The 16,186-nt window shown below is 73.8% G+C and carries 14 protein-coding genes; 6 read left to right on the top strand and 8 right to left on the bottom strand.

The features are described 5' to 3' along the window. Positions 1-81 precede the first annotated feature (81 nt). Entirely contained in the window at positions 82-2,217 is a 2,136-nt protein-coding gene (locus RND61_RS05895) for a hypothetical protein (RefSeq protein WP_315876700.1), read from the top strand. A gap of 5 nt (positions 2,218-2,222) precedes the next feature. Further along, positions 2,223-3,794 (top strand): hypothetical protein, encoded by a 1,572-nt coding sequence (locus RND61_RS05890; RefSeq protein WP_315876699.1) that lies wholly within the window; start codon positions 2,223-2,225, stop codon positions 3,792-3,794. Positions 3,795-4,125: 331 nt separating this feature from the next. On the opposite strand, the gene ccsB is transcribed toward RND61_RS05890, so the two are convergent. The 7 genes from ccsB to hemL all read right to left on the bottom strand — a co-directional run bounded on the left by ccsB (position 4,126) and on the right by hemL (position 11,926). Beyond that, positions 4,126-5,220 (bottom strand): c-type cytochrome biogenesis protein CcsB, encoded by a 1,095-nt coding sequence (gene ccsB, locus RND61_RS05885; RefSeq protein ID WP_315876698.1) that lies wholly within the window; start codon positions 5,218-5,220, stop codon positions 4,126-4,128. Then, a complete protein-coding gene (gene resB, locus RND61_RS05880; protein ID WP_315876697.1) occupies positions 5,217-7,058 on the bottom strand; it encodes a cytochrome c biogenesis protein ResB in 1,842 nt (613 codons plus the stop codon). Before resB ends, ccsB begins: the two co-directional genes overlap by 4 nt. Positions 7,059-7,065: 7 nt before the next feature. Next, positions 7,066-7,803, bottom strand: a complete 738-nt coding sequence (locus RND61_RS05875; protein WP_315876696.1) for a cytochrome c biogenesis CcdA family protein — start codon at positions 7,801-7,803, stop codon at positions 7,066-7,068. Positions 7,804-7,806: 3 nt separating this feature from the next. Beyond that, positions 7,807-8,421 carry a TlpA family protein disulfide reductase gene (locus tag RND61_RS05870; protein WP_315876695.1) on the bottom strand — a complete coding sequence of 205 codons (615 nt, stop codon included), beginning with the start codon at positions 8,419-8,421 and terminating at the stop codon, positions 7,807-7,809. A gap of 77 nt (positions 8,422-8,498) precedes the next feature. Then, entirely contained in the window at positions 8,499-9,770 is a 1,272-nt protein-coding gene (locus RND61_RS05865) for a hypothetical protein (RefSeq protein WP_315876694.1), read from the bottom strand. A gap of 153 nt (positions 9,771-9,923) precedes the next feature. After that, a complete protein-coding gene (locus tag RND61_RS05860; RefSeq protein WP_315876693.1) occupies positions 9,924-10,613 on the bottom strand; it encodes a histidine phosphatase family protein in 690 nt (229 codons plus the stop codon). Next, a complete protein-coding gene (gene hemL, locus RND61_RS05855; RefSeq protein WP_315876692.1) occupies positions 10,610-11,926 on the bottom strand; it encodes a glutamate-1-semialdehyde 2,1-aminomutase in 1,317 nt (438 codons plus the stop codon). The genes RND61_RS05860 and hemL overlap by 4 nt, the downstream gene beginning before the upstream one ends. A 436-nt stretch (positions 11,927-12,362) precedes the next feature. Between hemL and RND61_RS05850 the strand changes: the two genes are divergently transcribed. The 4 genes from RND61_RS05850 (at position 12,363) to RND61_RS05835 (ending at position 15,472) form a co-directional block, all read left to right on the top strand. Further along, a complete protein-coding gene (locus RND61_RS05850) occupies positions 12,363-12,995 on the top strand; it encodes a hypothetical protein (RefSeq protein ID WP_315876691.1) in 633 nt (210 codons plus the stop codon). Next, the gene (locus RND61_RS05845; protein ID WP_315876690.1) at positions 12,995-13,513 is read left to right on the top strand and encodes a GNAT family N-acetyltransferase; all 519 of its coding nucleotides are present in this window, start codon (positions 12,995-12,997) and stop codon (positions 13,511-13,513) included. The genes RND61_RS05850 and RND61_RS05845 overlap by 1 nt, the downstream gene beginning before the upstream one ends. A 69-nt stretch (positions 13,514-13,582) precedes the next feature. Then, on the top strand, positions 13,583-14,332 hold the full coding sequence (locus RND61_RS05840) for a phosphodiesterase (protein WP_315876689.1): 750 nt from the start codon (positions 13,583-13,585) through the stop codon (positions 14,330-14,332). A 405-nt stretch (positions 14,333-14,737) separates the two neighbouring features. After that, a complete protein-coding gene (locus tag RND61_RS05835; RefSeq protein ID WP_315876688.1) occupies positions 14,738-15,472 on the top strand; it encodes a Mut7-C RNAse domain-containing protein in 735 nt (244 codons plus the stop codon). Between the two features lie 40 nt (positions 15,473-15,512). Here RND61_RS05835 and RND61_RS05830 read toward each other — a convergent pair whose 3' ends face one another. After that, positions 15,513-16,172 carry a TetR/AcrR family transcriptional regulator gene (locus RND61_RS05830; protein ID WP_315876687.1) on the bottom strand — a complete coding sequence of 220 codons (660 nt, stop codon included), beginning with the start codon at positions 16,170-16,172 and terminating at the stop codon, positions 15,513-15,515. Between the last annotated feature and the right edge of the window lie 14 nt (positions 16,173-16,186).

Here is a 16,186-nt window from a genome sequence, read left to right as displayed (position 1 = left end):
GCCCAGGGCTATCCTGCCCCCCTGAAGGCGTGACGGGACGTTTCCCGTGACGCTGACGCTGACGCTGCGCGGGGGTGGCGGGTGGACAGAGAGCTGTACGGCCGTGAGGCGGTCCTGGACCCGTCCGGTCTCGTCGCGCGCCTGACCGGCCTCGCCCCGTACGGCTTCTCCGGCGTCCGCTACGAGCACGGCGACGACCCGCCCGTCACCGTCTTCACCGGCGGGCGCGGCATGGGCAAGACCGCGCTGCTCAAGCAGATCCGCAACGCCTACCGCCGCGGCACCCCGCTCGCCCTCCTCGACTGCGCGCGCGTGGAGGAGCCCGCCGAGCACGGCCCCGGCTGGTCCCCGGTCACCGGTGCCCTCGCCGAGCTGGCCGTGCAGCTCTCGCCGCGCGTGCTGTCGGCGAAGCCCGTGCAGTTCCCGCGCCTCGCGCTGGGCCTCGCCGCCGTCGCGAGCATCAGCTGGTCGCAGGAGGACGACGAGCGGGCCCGCCGCGACCTCCAGCGCCTCGGACCGGTCCTGTCGACGGTCGACGAGTCGCGCGGCGCGGCCTCCACCTGGGTCGGAAAGGTCCTCGCGAAGCTCGCCGCGACGGTCGTGGACGGCGCCGCGCCGCTGGCCGGGGTCCTCGCGGAGGCGACGGTGGAGACCCTCCTGGAGGACGTCTTCGGCCGGTCCCAGCGCCGCTCGGAGACCTGGTACGGCGCCTACCGCAGCGGCGGCGGCAACGGCAAGCTCGGCCTGCGCCAGCTCGCCGTGGACTTCTCGCAGGGCGGCACCCGCCGCGCCGGCGCGGAGGGCTTCCTCGTCGGCGCGCTCGTCGAGGACCTGCGCCGCGCGTACGTCGGCCTGACCCGGCTCGGCACGCGGCGCGGGCGACCGGTGGTCCTGCTGGACAACGCCCACCTCCCGCTGGGCCGCCGCCTCGTCGAGCCGATCCTCCGGGACCGCGCGGACGGCCGCCGCGACCAGGTCGTCGTCATCGCGGCGTCCCGCGACCGGGACCACGAGGGGCTGCGCCGCGCGACGCGGCTGAGGTTGCCGGAGGTCGCGCACCGGGCGCCCTGCCCGCGCGGCACGGACATCACGTCGGGCGTCCTCGCCGTGGAGCTGACGCCGCTGAGCGCCGCGCAGACGCGGAGCCTGTTCGACCAGTACGACCCGGCCGGCCGCACGCCCCCCGAACTGCCCGGCGGCGTCCACCGGCTGACTGGCGGGCGGCCGGTGGGCGTGGCGCTGCTGGGGCGGGCCGCGGGCGAGGCCCCGGCGGGGGTGCGCGGCTCCCTCACGCCGGGCGCGCTGCTGGACCTGACGGTCGAGGTGCGGGAGGACTCCCCCGCCGTGCCGGTCGCCGAAACGCTGCTGGACGTGCTGCTGCCGGAGCTGCGCCCCGAGGAGGCGGCCGCGCTGACCGTACTGGCGGCCGCGCACGACGAGGAGTCGGCGCGGGTGCTGGCCCGCACCCGGCTGCGGGCCGCCTCCGTGGAGGGGGACGTGGCGCTGCGGCTGCGGGACGCGCTGCGGGCGGACGGCTGGCCGGCGGGGACGGCGCGCCCCGGCGGGGCGGGGGCCGGCGGGGACGGGACCGGGGGGCGGGCGGGTGCCGCGCCCTCGTACTTCGTCACCGACCCGCTGCTGCGCGCCCTCCTCCTGCACCGGCTCCGCTTCCACGACGGCGACGCCCCCGCGTACGCGGCGTGGCGGGCCGTCCACGAGACGCTGCTCGCCCACTACGGCCCGCGCCCCACCCCGTACCGGCTCCGCCAGGAGCTGGCGCTGGGGCGCACGGGCGACGCGGTGACCGCGCTGCGGGAGGCGTTCCCGGACCCGGACGTGGGCGGCTGGCTGGACCGGCTGCTGTTCGTCGCGTCCGCGCCGTACCCGCGCGACCCGGACCGCGCCGGCCCCGACCCGCGCCGCGCGGTGGCGCTCGGGCAGGACCCGGGCCCGGTCGAGGAGCTGGCCGGGCTCGACGAGGGGACCAGGGCCCTGCACCAGTCGGTGCGGCGGCTGCTGCACGCGGTGTGGCTGCTCACCGATCCGCTGGCGCTGCCCGACGACGACGTGGTCGAGCGGATGGCGTACGAGCTGCGCCAGCTCTCCGGCCGCCACCTGACCGGCAGCCTCCCGCTGTGGGACGCGGCCACCCACTGGCCGAGGGACATACGGGCCTGGCGTGCGCCGTCGTCGCCGGGCAGCGAGGAAGGAGCCTGACGAGCATGGAGAACCCCTTCCGGTACCGCGTCTTCTACACCGTCCGCCAGAAGATCGTCACCAGTACGGTGGTGCTGGCCCTGCTCGCCTGGGGCACCGTCACCGTCGTGCAGCGCGTCACCACGCCCGAGGACCGGTCGTGCGCGCCGGGCGTCGCCCGGCCCGCGGGCAGCGCCGAGTGCGTCGGCGTCGCCACCGCCGGGAACGGCTACGACTTCGGCCAGCCGCACCTGACCCAGGTCGCGGCGGCCATCGGGCGGGAGAACGCCACGCTGGAGGAGGGCCGGTACGCGACGGTCGCCCTGCTGCTCCCGCTGTCGTCGACGAGCCCGGGGCTCCGCGAGAAGGTCCGGGGCGAGCTGCAGGGCGCGTTCGCGCAGCAGTACCGGGCCAACCGGCGGAACAACGAGTCCCCGAAGGTACGGCTCCTCCTCGCCAACACCGGCAAGGACAACGTCCACTGGAAGACGGCCGTCGACCAGTTGAAGGCCATGACGGGCGCCCCGCACCAGTTGCGGGCCGTGTCGGGCATCGCGACCAGCAGCACCCCCGTGCGGAACGCGGTCGGGGAGCTGACCCGCGCCGGCATCGCCGTCGTGGGCACCACGATCACCGCCGACGACCTCGCCAACGGTCCCGGCCGCGACCGCTTCCCCGGCCTCGCCCGGGTCTCCCCCACCAACGGCGACGAGGCGCGCGCCCTCGCCGGCTTCGGCCGGCGGGTGGACGCGACGAAGGCGCTGCTCGTGCACGACACGCGGACCGGTGACTACTACACGAACTCCCTGAAGAACGCATTCTCCAGCCTGCTGGCCCGCTCCCCGTACGAGCCGGTGCTGTTCACGTCCGCCGACGACCCGAACGCCGAGGGCACGACGGCCAACACGTTCCGGCAGATCACGCACCTGGTGTGCGACACGCGCGCGGAGACGGTGTTCTTCGCCGGGCGCCACACGCAGTTGCGGCAGTTCATCAACGCGCTGGGCGCGCGCGGCTGCACGGAGCGCCGGTTCACGGTGCTGACCGGCGACGAGGGCTCGTACCTGGGCGCGGACCCGCAGCTGGACCGGTCGGCGCTCGACTCGGGGCTGACGGTCCGTTACGCGGCGCTGGCGCACCCGGACGCCTGGCGGGCGCGGGCCGGGTACCGGCCGCCGGCGACGGGCGGCTCGGCGGACGCGTACGCGGAGTTCGTACGGACGCTGGGCGAGGTGGCGGAGGAACCGGTGGGGCCGATCGGGCGGGTCACGCTCACGGACGGGCAGGCGATCGTCGCGCACGACGCGATGGCGATGGCCGTACGGGCCATCCGGGAGGCGACGCCCCCGGGCGCCCACGTCCCGCCGCTCAGGGACGTGGCGGAGCAGTGGCCGCGGGTGAAGGGCTCCCTGAAGGTGACGGGCGCGAGCGGCTGGATCTGCCTGGACAACCACGGCAACCCGTACAACAAGGCGGTGCCGGTGGTGCAGCTCACGCGGAGCACGCCGCGGTTCGTGGCCATGGCGTGGCCGGAGGGCGGGCCGCCCGTGGCCGGGGCCGACCATGACGGGTGCGCCCGTGGCCGGAGCCGCTCATAGCCGGGGGCGCTCATGACCGGAGGCCGCGCGGTGACCGTCCCGGACACAGCGGGACCGCCGGGGCCACCGGGGCCACTGGGACCGCGCGGGAGGACCGCCCCGCCGGGCCGGGGCTCCGGCACGCCGGCGGCGGCGCCCGGCCGGGAACCGGGGCCGGCGCGGTCCGCGGCGGCCGGCCGCACGGCCTCCCCGGGGCGGCCGGGGAGGGCCGCGGACCGCGGGACGCGCCGGTCACCGCGGGCCCCGGCGGCGCCGACCCGCCGTGACGGCGCGCCCGCCGACTCCTCCGGTGCCGCGCGGCGGCGCGCCGCCCGCTACCGCCGCGGAGGGGTCACTGGACGCCCGCGTACGAGTGCAGGCTGTTCACGAAGAGGTTCACGCCGTAGTAGTTGAACAGCCAGCAGGCGAAGGCGATGAGCGCGATGTACGACGCCTTGCGGCCCTTCCAACCGACCGTCGCGCGGGCGTGCAGGTACGCGGCATAGGCGACCCAGGTGATGAAGGACCAGACCTCCTTGGCGTCCCAGCCCCAGTAGCGGCCCCACGCGTCACCGGCCCAGATGGCGCCCGCGATGATCGTGAACGTCCACAGCGGGAAGACGGCGGCGTTGACGCGGTACGCGAACTTGTCGAACGTCGCGGCGGCGGGCAGCCGCTCCATGATCGACCGGCTGAGCGCGCCCGGCGTCTCGCCGCGCGCCACCTTGGCCTCGTACCCGTCGCGCAGCAGGTACAGCAGCGTGGTCACGGCGCCGATGTAGAAGACCGCGCCGCAGAAGATCGCGGTGGAGACGTGGATCCACAGCCAGTACGAGTCGAGGGCGGGGACGAGCTGGTCGCTCTCGGTGTAGAGCCAGGTGGTGGCGAGGCCCAGGTCGAGGAGGACGGTGGTGACCAGGGGCAGGCCGAGCCAGCGGACGTTCTTCCCGGCGAGGAGGAAGGCGAGGTACGCGCCGGCCGCGACGGTGGAGAACGTCAGCGAGAACTCGTACATGTTGCCCCACGGCGCCCGCTGCACGGACATGGCGCGGGAGACGACGCCGCCGGCCTCCAGCAGGAACGCCAGCGCGGTGAGCGACACGGCGATGCGCCCGTACAGGTCGCCCTTCTCGTCGCCGGCGGCCGCGCCGGGGCCGTCCGGGACGTTCCGCGCCCCGGCGGCGCCGCGCGTGACGATCGCGGGCCTGTCGAGCACGGCGGTGCCGGCGGACCCGGCGGCCTGCTTGCCGCGCACCTGGACGGCGGGCGCGGCGGACGCGCCGCCGGTGGCGGTGAGGGCGGCTGCGGTGCGGCCGACCTTGCTGCGGCTGCCGAGCACCCACTCGGCGATGTGCGCGAGGAACGCCAGGGTGTACACGGCCATGGCCGAGTAGACGAGGACGTTGCTGATGTGCGCCAGGTTCTCGTTGGCGGCGGCGATGGTCACTGCGATGCCCCTTCGGCAGGAACAGCCTCTTCGGCGGGTTCGGCGTCGCCGTCCACGGTGTCGTGGGCGGCGGCGTCACGGTTCTCGGCGTCGTCCGCCGGCGTGTCGCCCGCGGGCTCGTCGCCCGCCGGCTCGTGCCCCGCGGGCGCGGGCGGCGCGGTGGGCGCGACGGAGTGGAGCGCGGCCGCCAGCTCGGCCAGCTCCTCGGGGAGCTTCGCGGACTCGCTGCGCCCCAGCCCCGCCATCTCCAGGACGGTCACGCCGTCCTCGCCCTCGACGGCCCGCACCCAGACGCGGCGCCGCTGGATGAACAGCGAGCCGACGAGGCCCAGGATGGCGGCGACGGCGCCGGTCAGCGCCCAGCCGTTGCCGGGCTGCTGGCTGATCTGGAAGCTGGCCCACTCCTTGATCTCCTTCTCGAAGGTGATCGAGCCGGCCCCGTCCGGCAGCGTGAAGGTCTCGCCGGGCTTGAGCTGCTTCTTCAGGATGTCGCCGTTCGCGTCCTTGAACGGGGTCATCTTGCTGGTGTCCAGCTGGTACACGTTCTGCGGCACGCCCGAGTCGGCGCGCAGGTCGCCGCGGTACGCGGAGACGCTCAGCCGCGGGTCCACGACCGCGGGGAACACGGAGAACATCTGCCCCTGGCCCTCGCCCGCGAAGGTCGGCACGAAGAACAGCGGGATGCCCAACTGGTCCCTCTTGCCGTTCTTGTCCCTGTAGCCGTCCTTGATCTTGACGACGCCCTGCGAGGTGACGTTGGCGTCGATCGGCAGCAGCGGCACGGCTTCCCGGCTGACGATCTCGCCCTTGCCGTCCCGGACGGTGACGACGGGGGCGTACCCGTGCTCGATCAGGTACACCTTCGTGTCGTCGACCTCCAGCGGCTCGTTGACCCGGATCACGGCCTTCTTGTCCGGGCCGCCGTTCTCCGCGTACGTGATGTCGGCCTCGAAGGTGCGGGGGGTGCCGCGCTGCGGCCCGGTCGCCTCGTACGTCCCGGTGAACTGCTTCAGTTCGAAGCTGAAGTGGCTCAGGTCGTCCAGGGAGAACATCGGGCCGGAGCGGAAGTCGTCGTACTGGCTGAGCGTGTTGGCGAAGCCGTCGCCCTCGACGATCAGCTTGCCGCCCTCGGACCGGAAGAGCTGCCCGGCGGCGAAGGCGAGGAGCATCACGATGAGCGAGATGTGGAAGAGGAGGTTGCCGGCCTCGCGGAGGTAGCCCTTCTCCGCGGCGACCGCGTCGCCCGCCACATGGGTCCGGAAGCGCCTCTTGCGCAGCAACTTCAGCGCCGCCTCGCGGGCCTGCCCGGGCGTGGCCTCCGTGCGCCAGGTCGTGTACGCGGGGAGGCGCGTGAGCCGCTTGGGCGCGCCCGGCGGGCGGCTGCGGAGCTGGCCGACGAACTGCCAGCTGCGCGGGACGATGCAGCCGATGAGGGAGACGAACAGCAGGATGTAGATCGCGGAGAACCACACCGAGCTGTAGACGTCGAAGAGCTGGAGCTTCTCGTAGATCGGCGCGAGCGTCCTGTGGGACTCCTTGAAGGCGTTGACCTTCGTCTCGTCCACGCCGTTCTGCGGGATGAGGGAGCCGGGGATCGCGCCGAGGGAGAGCAGGAACAGCAGGATCAGCGCGACCCGCATGGAGGTGAGCTGCCGCCAGAACCAGCGGATCCAGCCGACGGGGCCGAGGGCCGGGAGCCCGGCCGACGCGGGCTCGGGGGCCTGGTCGGGGGTGGTGGAGAGCCGCTCGCCGGCGGCGCCGAGGGACTGCTCGTCCGGTACGGCCCGCCCGGGGTCGCCGGGCCCACCGGGCTGTTCGGTCTGTTCGGTGTTGCTCATGGTGACCTCAGATCCCCACCTGGAAGCTGCTGGACCAGCTCTGCATCTCCTGCACGAGCGCGTCCCACACGCCGGTCAGCAGGAGCAGACCGGTCGCGATCATCATGCCGCCGCCGATCCGCATCACCCAGGCGTAGTGCCGCTTGACCCAGCCGAACGCGCCCAGCGCCCTGCGGAAGGCCACGGCGGCGACGACGAACGGCACGCCGAGACCGAGGCAGTACGCGAGGGTGAGCAGCGCGCCGCGCCCGGCGCTGGCCTCGTTGAGCGCGAGCGCGTTGACGGCGGTGAGGGTCGGGCCGATGCACGGCGTCCAGCCGATGCCGAAGAGCACGCCGATGACCGGCGCGCCGACGAGACCGGCGGCCGGCCGCTTGTGGAACCGGAACTCGCGCTGCGTGAGCCACGGCATGAGCCCCATGAAGAAGACGCCCATGAGGATCATGACCACGCCGAGGACCTTGCTCAGGACCTCGCGGTACTCCAGGAGCGTCTGGCCCGAGTAGCCGAACAGGGCGCCGCCGGAGACGAAGACGGCGGAGAAGCCGAGGACGAACAGCCCGGCGCCGAGCGCCATCCGGCCGCGCCGCGCCTCGGCCAGGTCGGTGCCGGTGACCCCGGTCACGTACGAGAGGTAGCCGGGGACGAGGGGCAGCACGCAGGGCGAGAAGAAGGAGACCAGGCCGCCGAGGACGGCGACGGGCAGGGCCAGCAGGAGGGCCCCGCTGAAGACCGTCTCGTTCATGGACTACTGCCCGTCGGCCTTCTCGGCGAGCACCGGGGCGATCATCGAGCGCAGCTCCTTCTCGGAGAGCGCCTTCAGGGCCCGTGCGGCGATCTTCCCGTCGCGGTCGAGGACCAGCGTCGAGGGGATCGCCTGTGGGTGGACGGCGCCCTTGGGGAAGCCGTTGAGGACGAGCTTGCCGTACCGGTCGTAGAGGCTCGGGTACGGGATCTTGAAGTCCTTCTCGAACTTGATCGACTTGCCCTTGTCGCTGCGGGTGTTGATGCCGACGAACTCGACGCCCTCGGACTTGAGGTCGCCTGCCACCTTCGCGAAGTGCGGGGCCTCGGCGCGGCAGGGGTTGCACCAGTCGCCCCACAGGTTGAGGACGACGACCTTGCCCTTGAAGTCGGCGACGTCGAGCCGGTCGCCTTCGAGCGTCTCGCCCGCGAGCTCCTTGGGCGCGGGGCGCTCGTCCTTGGTGATGGTGGCGATGCCGCCGATGTTGGTGACGAAGTTGGTGTTGCCGCCACCGCCGGACGTGCCCTTGGGGCTGCCGCTGCACGCGGTCAGCGCGAGCGCGGCCGCCAGGGCGCCGGCGGTGAGCAGGAGGCCTCGGGGGGCGCGGCTGTGGCTCATGTGAAAAGTTTCGCATGGGCGTTGCGCGGATCTTGGCCGCCCCCCTGAGTGCCCGTAAAGCCCCTTGTGAAGCTCCGTTAAGCCCGCAGGAAGGCGTTCCAGCCGCCGGCCGGGGATTCTCCGACCCCGAGGGACCGGAGCTTCTTCAAGATCTTCGGGTCCTGCGCGTCGAGCCAGTCGACGAGCTGCCGGAAGGAGACGAGGCGCACGTCCTCCTTTCCGGCCATGACTTTGAGCGCCTCTTCGACGGCGTCCATGTAGATCCCGCCGTTCCACTGCTCGAAGTGGTTGCCGATGAAGAAGGGCGCCCGATTCGTTTCGTACGCGCGCGTGAATCCGGCCAGATACGCCTCGGTGGCCTGCCTCTTCCAGCCGGGGTACCGGGAGGGCACGCCCCGGGTGGAGTTCTTCGACTGGTTGGCGAGGATGTTGTAGTCCATCGACAGGACCTCGAAGGAGCGGCCGGGGAACGGCACGGCCTGGAGGGGCAGGTCCCACAGGCCCTCCCGCCTGGCGGGCCAGACCTGGCGGCCGCCGGGGGACGAGGCGTCGTAGCGCCAGCCGAGCCTCCTGGCGGTGGGCAGGAGGCCGTCCTGGCCGAGGAGGCAGGGGGTGCGGCCGCCGACGAGTTCCCTGCGGTAGTCGAAGGGGAGCGGGTCGAGGTCGGTCCAGCCGCTGTTGGTCTTCCATTCGGTGACGAATTTCACCGCCTGCTCGATTTCGTCGCGCCAGTCGTCGGGGGTCCAGTTCCCGACGGATCCGGGGCCGCCGCAGAAATGGCCGTTGAAGTGGGTGCCTATCTCGTGCCCGTCGAGCCACGCCCGGCGGAGGTGTTTCAGGGTGTCCTTGATGTGCGCGTCGGTGAGGTACCCGATGTCGGAGGCGCCGGGGCGGTTGTTCGGCGGGCGGTAGAGGGTCTTCTTCGATTCGGGGAGGAGGTAGATCCCGGAGAGGAAGAACGTCATCGCCGCGCCGTGGTCCCTGGCGAGGTCGAGGAAGCGCGGGAAGAGGCCGTTCCCGACCTCCCCGGCGCCGTCCCAGGAGAAGACCACGAACTGCGGCGGGGTCCGGCCCGGTTCGAGGGGGGCGGGGCGGGCGGGCTGGTGGGGCTGCCCGCCGGTGTCGGCGGTGGAGCCGTCGCCGAGAAGGCGCCCGGGCGGCGCGCCGCCGGGACCGCCGCCCTTTCCGGGACGTCCGCCACCGCGCCCGCCGCCGTCGCGGTCACCGGCCCCGCGGGCGCCGCCGGAGCCGCCGGGGCCGTCACCGGGGGCGCCGCAGCCGCCCGCTCCGAGCGCGGCCGCGACGCCGACCCCCGCCCCCAGCAGTCCCCTCCGGCCGACCGCGCGCATGCCGCTCCCCCTTCCGCTCCCGGGTGCGCCGGGCGGGGTTCCGGCCCGGCGCACGGGGAGATGCGGAAAAGAGGAACGGGGTTCCGCCGATAATCACACGATTATCGGCGTGCTGAAACGGTTACCCCGCCCCGGGACCGCCGTCCCGGGAACTCAGGCGCCAAATCCCTTCGACTTCCCCTTCACCGGCTTGGCGCCCGCGAGCAGGTGCGCCGGTACGAGGTCGCGGGCCGGTTCGCTGTAGCCGACCGAGACGATCTGGTCGCCGTGGTACGTGAACGTCGTCAGCGACGCCAGGGTGCACTGCCGGCGCCGCGGGTCGTGCCACAGCCGGCGCCGCTCGACGAAGCTCCGCACGATCCAGATGGGCAGTTGGTGGCTGACGCACACCGCCTCGCGCCCGCGGGCCGCGTCGCGCGCCGAGCCGAGCGCGCCCATCATCCGGACGACCTGGTCGACGTAGGGCTCGCCCCACGACGGCCGGAACGGGTTGGTCAGGTGCCGCCAGTTGCCCGGCCTGCGAAGGGCGCCGTCACCGACGCCGAAGGTCTTGCCCTCGAAGACGTTGCCCGCCTCGATCAGCCGCTCGTCCGTGGCCAGGGACAGGCCGTGCGTCCCGGCGATCGGCTCCGCCGTCTCCTGCGCCCGCTCCAGCGGGGACGCCACGACGTACGCGATGTCCCGGTCGGCCAGGTGCTCGGCGACCCGGTCGGCCATCCGGCGGCCCAGCTCCGACAGGTGGTACCCGGCGCGGCGGCCGTACAGGACGCCGTCCGGGTTGTGCACCTCGCCGTGGCGCATGAGGTGGACGACGGTCACCTCCTCCGGCCGCACGTCCGTCATGCCGCGCCCTCCGTGGCCTCCGCCGCGGCGCGGGCGGCGGCGGGCAGCGCGGCGGCGATCCGCTCGACGGCGCGCTCGTCGTGGGCCGTCGACACGAACCACGACTCGAAGGCGGACGGCGGCAGGTAGACGCCCTGTGCCAGCATCGAGTGGAAGAACGCGGTGAAGCGGAAGGACTCCTGCCGCTTGGCGTCCTCGTAGTCGCGGACGTCGCGGTCGGTGAAGAAGACCGAGAACATGTTGGACGCGTTCTGCAGCCGGTGGGCCACGCCCTCCTTGGCCAGCGCGTCCGTCACCAGTCCCTGGATCTCCCGCGAGACCGCGTCGACCTTCTCGTACGCGGCGTCGTCGAGCAGCCGCAGCTGCGCGAGGCCCGCGGCGGTGGCGACGGGGTTGCCGGAGAGCGTGCCCGCCTGGTAGACGGGGCCGGCCGGCGCGAGGTGCGCCATGACGTCGGCACGGCCGCCGAACGCCGCGGCCGGGAAGCCGCCGCCCATGACCTTGCCGAAGGTCATCAGGTCGGGCGCGACGCCGTCCACGCCGTACCAGCCCGCCCTGGACGTGCGGAAGCCGGTCATGACCTCGTCGGAGATGTACAGCGCGCCGTTCTTCGCGCAGGCGTCCTTGAGGCCCTGGTTGAAGCCGGGGCGGGGCGGGACGACGCCCATGTTGCCGGGGGACGCCTCGGTGATCACGCAGGCGATCTCGCCCGGGTGGCGGTGGAACGCCTCCTGGACGGCCTCCAGGTCGTTGTAGGGCAGCACGATCGTGTCGCCGGCCTGCGCGCCCGTGACGCCGGGCGTGTCGGGCAGCCCGAAGGTGGCGACGCCGGAGCCGGCGGCGGCCAGCAGCGCGTCCACGTGCCCGTGGTAGCAGCCCGCGAACTTGATCACCTTGCTGCGGCCGGTGAAACCGCGGGCCAGGCGGATCGCGGACATGGTCGCCTCGGTGCCGCTGGACACGAGCCGCACCTGCTCGACCGGGGCGACCCGCGCCACGATCTCCTCCGCGAGCGCGACCTCGCCCTCGCCCGGCGTGCCGAAGGAGGTGCCGCGCGCGACGGCCTCCTGCACGGCGGCGATGACCTCGGGGTGGGAGTGGCCGAGGATCATCGGCCCCCAGGAGCAGACGAGGTCGACGTACTCGCGCCCGTCCGCGTCGGTGAGGTACGGGCCCGTGCCGGACACCATGAAGCGGGGCGTGCCGCCCACGGCGCGGAAGGCGCGCACGGGGGAGTTCACGCCGCCGGGCGTCACCTGGGAGGCGCGGTCGAAGAGCGACTGTGAGACTGGGGCTTCGTATGAGTACGACACTGGGGTCCTGACCTGCGAGAACGAGTGGACGGACGGCTGGTGCGGGCGCTGCCGCCGGGGCGGCGGCGGGACGGTCCCGCGGGGGCGGGGCGAGCCGTGTTCCCTATTCACGGCATCCGGTTTCACGACGATCGGCCGGGCGGCCTTGCTTCGGCGCGACGCCTTCCCTCACGATCTTGTTTCACAAGGCCGTTCCCCCGCTCGGGCGAAGCTGAGGGATCACGGAGTTTCCGGACCCTGTTTTCGGCAAGGCGCCGGCCCTCCGCGTCTGCGAAACTGGGGCGTCATAGGGAGAGCTCACGGAAACCATGGTGTCAGAGGCCGGGACGTTCTTGCGGACAGGTGTTTCACCACCCGTCCGCGGGGGAGGTCACTGACACGATGATCGGGTCGCGCGGCGGGGGCCGTGTCACCCTGCAAGCAGTCGGGTGGAGATATGCATCGCGGTGGCGGACTGGGCGAGGGGACCGGCGATCTGGGCCCCGAGCGTGCCCGGCGGGGGAGGCACCGGCGACAGCGGGACGATCCCGCCCCGCGGGAGCCCGTACGACGGGATGACGGCTTCCAACGGGAAGTCCCCGCGGGAGGCGCGCCCCTGGGGGCGGGCCCCCTGGGGGGCAGGGGCGGACGCATGGGGGTGACCTACAAGTACTTCGGCGCGCCCAACGGCGCGACGGCCGCGCGCGTGCCGATCTCGATGCGACCCGAGGAGCTCGGCGGCGACGAGCTCGGCATGGGCGGGATGTTCACCAAGATCAAGCCGGAGACCATAGCCGCCATGGTGCTGACCGGCCTCCAGGGCATGCCCCTGCACAAGGTGCCGCCGCTGGAGCTGGTGGTGCTGCACCCCGACTACGCGGTGGTGAAGCTGCCGATGACGGTCGTCGACCCGCTGCGCGGGGTCGGCGAGGAGTCCGTGGGCGCCGCCGCCTTCATCTGGTCGACGGTTCCGGACCGGGGCGGGCCGCGCGACGCGTTCGACGTGTACCAGTTGCTGCACGAGTGGCAGGACTTCTCGGTGCGGCTCCACGAGGCGGGCCACCAGCCGTACTGTCTCGTCTGGCCCTGATGGACGCCGCGCCGCCCGTGCGGCTCGTCCCCTGGTCGGAGGGCGACTTCGCGCTGCTGCGGGCGGCCAACGCGCCGGAGGTGACGGCGTACCTGGGCGGGCCGGAGACCGAGGAGCGGCTGGCCCGGCGGCACCGGCGGTACGTGGAGATGAGCGGGGGCCCGAAGGAGGCCGGACGGATGTACCGGGTCGTCCTGCTGCCCGGGGAGGTGCCGGTCGGCACGATCGGGTACTGGCCGCTGACCTGGGACGGCGAGCGGGTGTACGAGACGGGGTGGAGCGTCCTGCCCGGCTTCCAGCGGCGCGGCGTGGCCACGGCGGCGGCGGGCGCGGTGGTGGCGCTGGCGCGCGAGGCGCGGATGTACCGGTACCTGCACGCCTACCCGTCCGTGCGGAACGCCGCGTCGAACGCGGTGTGCCGCAAGGCGGGTTTCGAACTGCGGGGCGAGCGCCTCTTCGAGTACCCGGCGGGACGGCTGACGCCGAGCAACGACTGGCGCTTCGATCTTGAGGCGTGACCCGGGCGACGCGCACCGGACTAACGGTTTAGAGTGTTCCAACCATTAGGCGCGTCCAGGGGGGCTCCCGTGCTGCTGGCCCACATCAGCGATCTGCATCTCGACGGAACCGAGCGCGCGACGGAGCGCGCCGTCCGCGTCGTCCGGTACCTGAACGGCCTGTCCCGGCGCCCCGACGCGGTCCTGGTCACGGGCGACATCGCGGACCACGGGGCGCCCGAGGAGTACGCGCAGGCGGCGGAGCTGCTGGCGGGGCTGCGGGCGCCCGCGTACACCTGCCCCGGCAACCACGACGACCGGGCCGCCTACCGGAAGGTCCTGCTGGGCGAGGACGGCGCCGGGGACCCCGGCGCGGCGGTGAACCGGGTGCACCACGTGGCGGGCCACGCCCTGCTGATGTGCGACTCGACGATCCCGGGCGAGGACGCGGGCCGGTTCGACGCGCGGACGCTCGACTGGCTGGAGCGGACCCTGGACGACCTGGACGGCGCGCCCGCCCTGCCGGCCTTCCACCACCCGCCGGCCGCGCTGCGCCATCCGGTACTGGACGGGATGAACCTCCTCAACGCCGACGACCTGGCCCGCCTGCTGGCCGGGCGCCGGAACGTCCCGGCCCTCTTCGCGGGCCACGCCCACACCCCGGCCGCGACCGTGTTCGCCGGCCGTCCGCTGCTGGTGGCCCCGGGCGTGGTGTCGACGGTGCGGATGCCGTGGGAGGCGGGCGAGGGCTTCACCGACCGCGCGGCGCCGCCGGGGGTGGCGTTCCACGTGGTGGACGAGGACGGCGGGGTGACGACCCACTTCAGGGTGGTGGCGTAGGAACGGCGCCTCCTGGGCGGGACCGGCGGCGGGGGGCCGGCGGGACGGCGGGGACCGGCGGGACGGCGGGGCGGCAGGAACTGGCGGGACGGCGGGGACCGGCGGGGCGGCAGGAACTGGCGGGGTGGCAGGAACTGGTGGGGTGGCAGGAACTGGTGGGGTGGCGGTGGCTGGCGGGGCGGCGGCTTCCGGGCGGGGCCGGGGCGGCAGGAACTGGTGGGGTGGCGGGAGCCGGCGCCGGGCAGGGGAGGCCGGACCGGTGCGGGCGACGGGAGCCGGAGCCGGACAACCGGAGCTGACGGGGCGACGTCCCCGGACAGGTCCGGGGCAACGGGAGCCGGTGCCGGGCGGTGGGGCCTGGAAATGATCTGGCTGGGGCGGGCCGCCCGGTGGCATCCTGGCCGCGTGAACGGACCGGAGATCCACATCAGCTTCGCGCCCGAACTCGGCCTGTTCGTACCGGCACCCCGCCGTGCCGGTCGTACGGCCCTGGTGACGGACGGCGTGTCGACGCTCGGGCACGTCGTCGAGTCGCTCGGCGTGCCGCTCACCGAGGTGGGCGCCCTGCTGGTGTCCGGCGAGCCGGTCCCCGCCTCGCACGTGCCGGCCTCCGGCGACGAGATCGAGGTACGGGGCGTACGGCGCCCCCAGGAGGTGCCGGGGGCGCCGCTCCGGTTCCTGCTCGACGTCCACCTGGGCACGCTCGCGCGGCGGCTGCGGCTGCTGGGCGTCGACGCCGCGTACGAGAGCGAGGACATCGGCGACGCCGCGCTGGCCTCGCAGTCGGCGCGGGAGCGGCGCGTGATGCTCTCGCGCGACCGCGGGCTGCTGCGCCGCCGGGAGCTGTGGGCGGGCGCGTACGTCTACAGCCACCGCCCGGACGAGCAACTGCGCGACGTGCTGGAGCGCTTCGTCCCGCGCCTCGCCCCGTGGACCCGCTGCACGGCCTGCAACGGCGTGCTGACCGAGGCGGACAAGGACGAGGTGCGTGAGCGCCTGGAGCACGGCACGCAGCGCACGTACGACGTGTTCGCCCGCTGTACGGCCTGCGACCGCGTGTACTGGCGCGGCGCCCACCACGCCCGCCTGGACGACATCGTCCGCACGGCCCTCCGCGAGTTCGGCGGCGCGGCGGCCTGACGGCCCGGCGACCTGACGGCCGGCCGCCGCGGCCCGGCCCCTACGACTCCTCCAGCTCCTCCGGCTGATCCGGCTGATCCGGCCGCTCCGACTGCTCCGGCCGTTCTGCGGTCAGGTACCGCTGGATCGTCGGGGCGAGCCAGGCGATCAGCTCGTCGCGCGACATCGTGGCCGCGGGCGGGAACCGCAGCACGTACCGGGCGAGTGCCATGCCGAGGATCTGCGACGCGACGAGCGCGGCGCGGCGGGGGGCCTCCGCCGGGTCGGGGCAGACGCCCGCCACCATCGGCCCGAGCTGGGCCTTGAAGATCTCCCGCATGCGCTCGGCGCCCGCCTCGTTGGTGACGCCGACGCGGAGCATGCCCGTCAGGACGTCGTCGGCCTCCCAGCGGTCGAGGAAGTGCGTGACGAGGACGGCGCCGACGTGCCGGGACGGCACGGCGCCCAGCCTCGGTATCCGTAGGTCTATCTCGGAGGCCGCGACGAACAGCCCCTCCTTGTTGCCGTAGTAGCGCATGACCATCGACGGGTCGATGCCCGCGTCGCGGGCGATCGCCCTGATGGTGGCGCGCTCGTAGCCGTCCGCGGCGAACCGCTCGCGGGCGGCCGCGAGGATCGCGGCACGGGTGACGTCCGAGCGGCGCGGGGCACGGGCGGGGGCGGGGGTCGGCGGGGTGTCGACGACGGCGTCTTCCTTCACGCCAACGACTGTAG

The sequence above is a fragment of the Streptomyces tamarix genome (assembly GCF_032423885.1).
Lineage (GTDB): Bacteria > Actinomycetota > Actinomycetes > Streptomycetales > Streptomycetaceae > Streptomyces > Streptomyces tamarix.
Note: the sequence above shows the minus strand (reverse complement) of the source record. Positions and strands in the feature narration are given on the sequence as shown.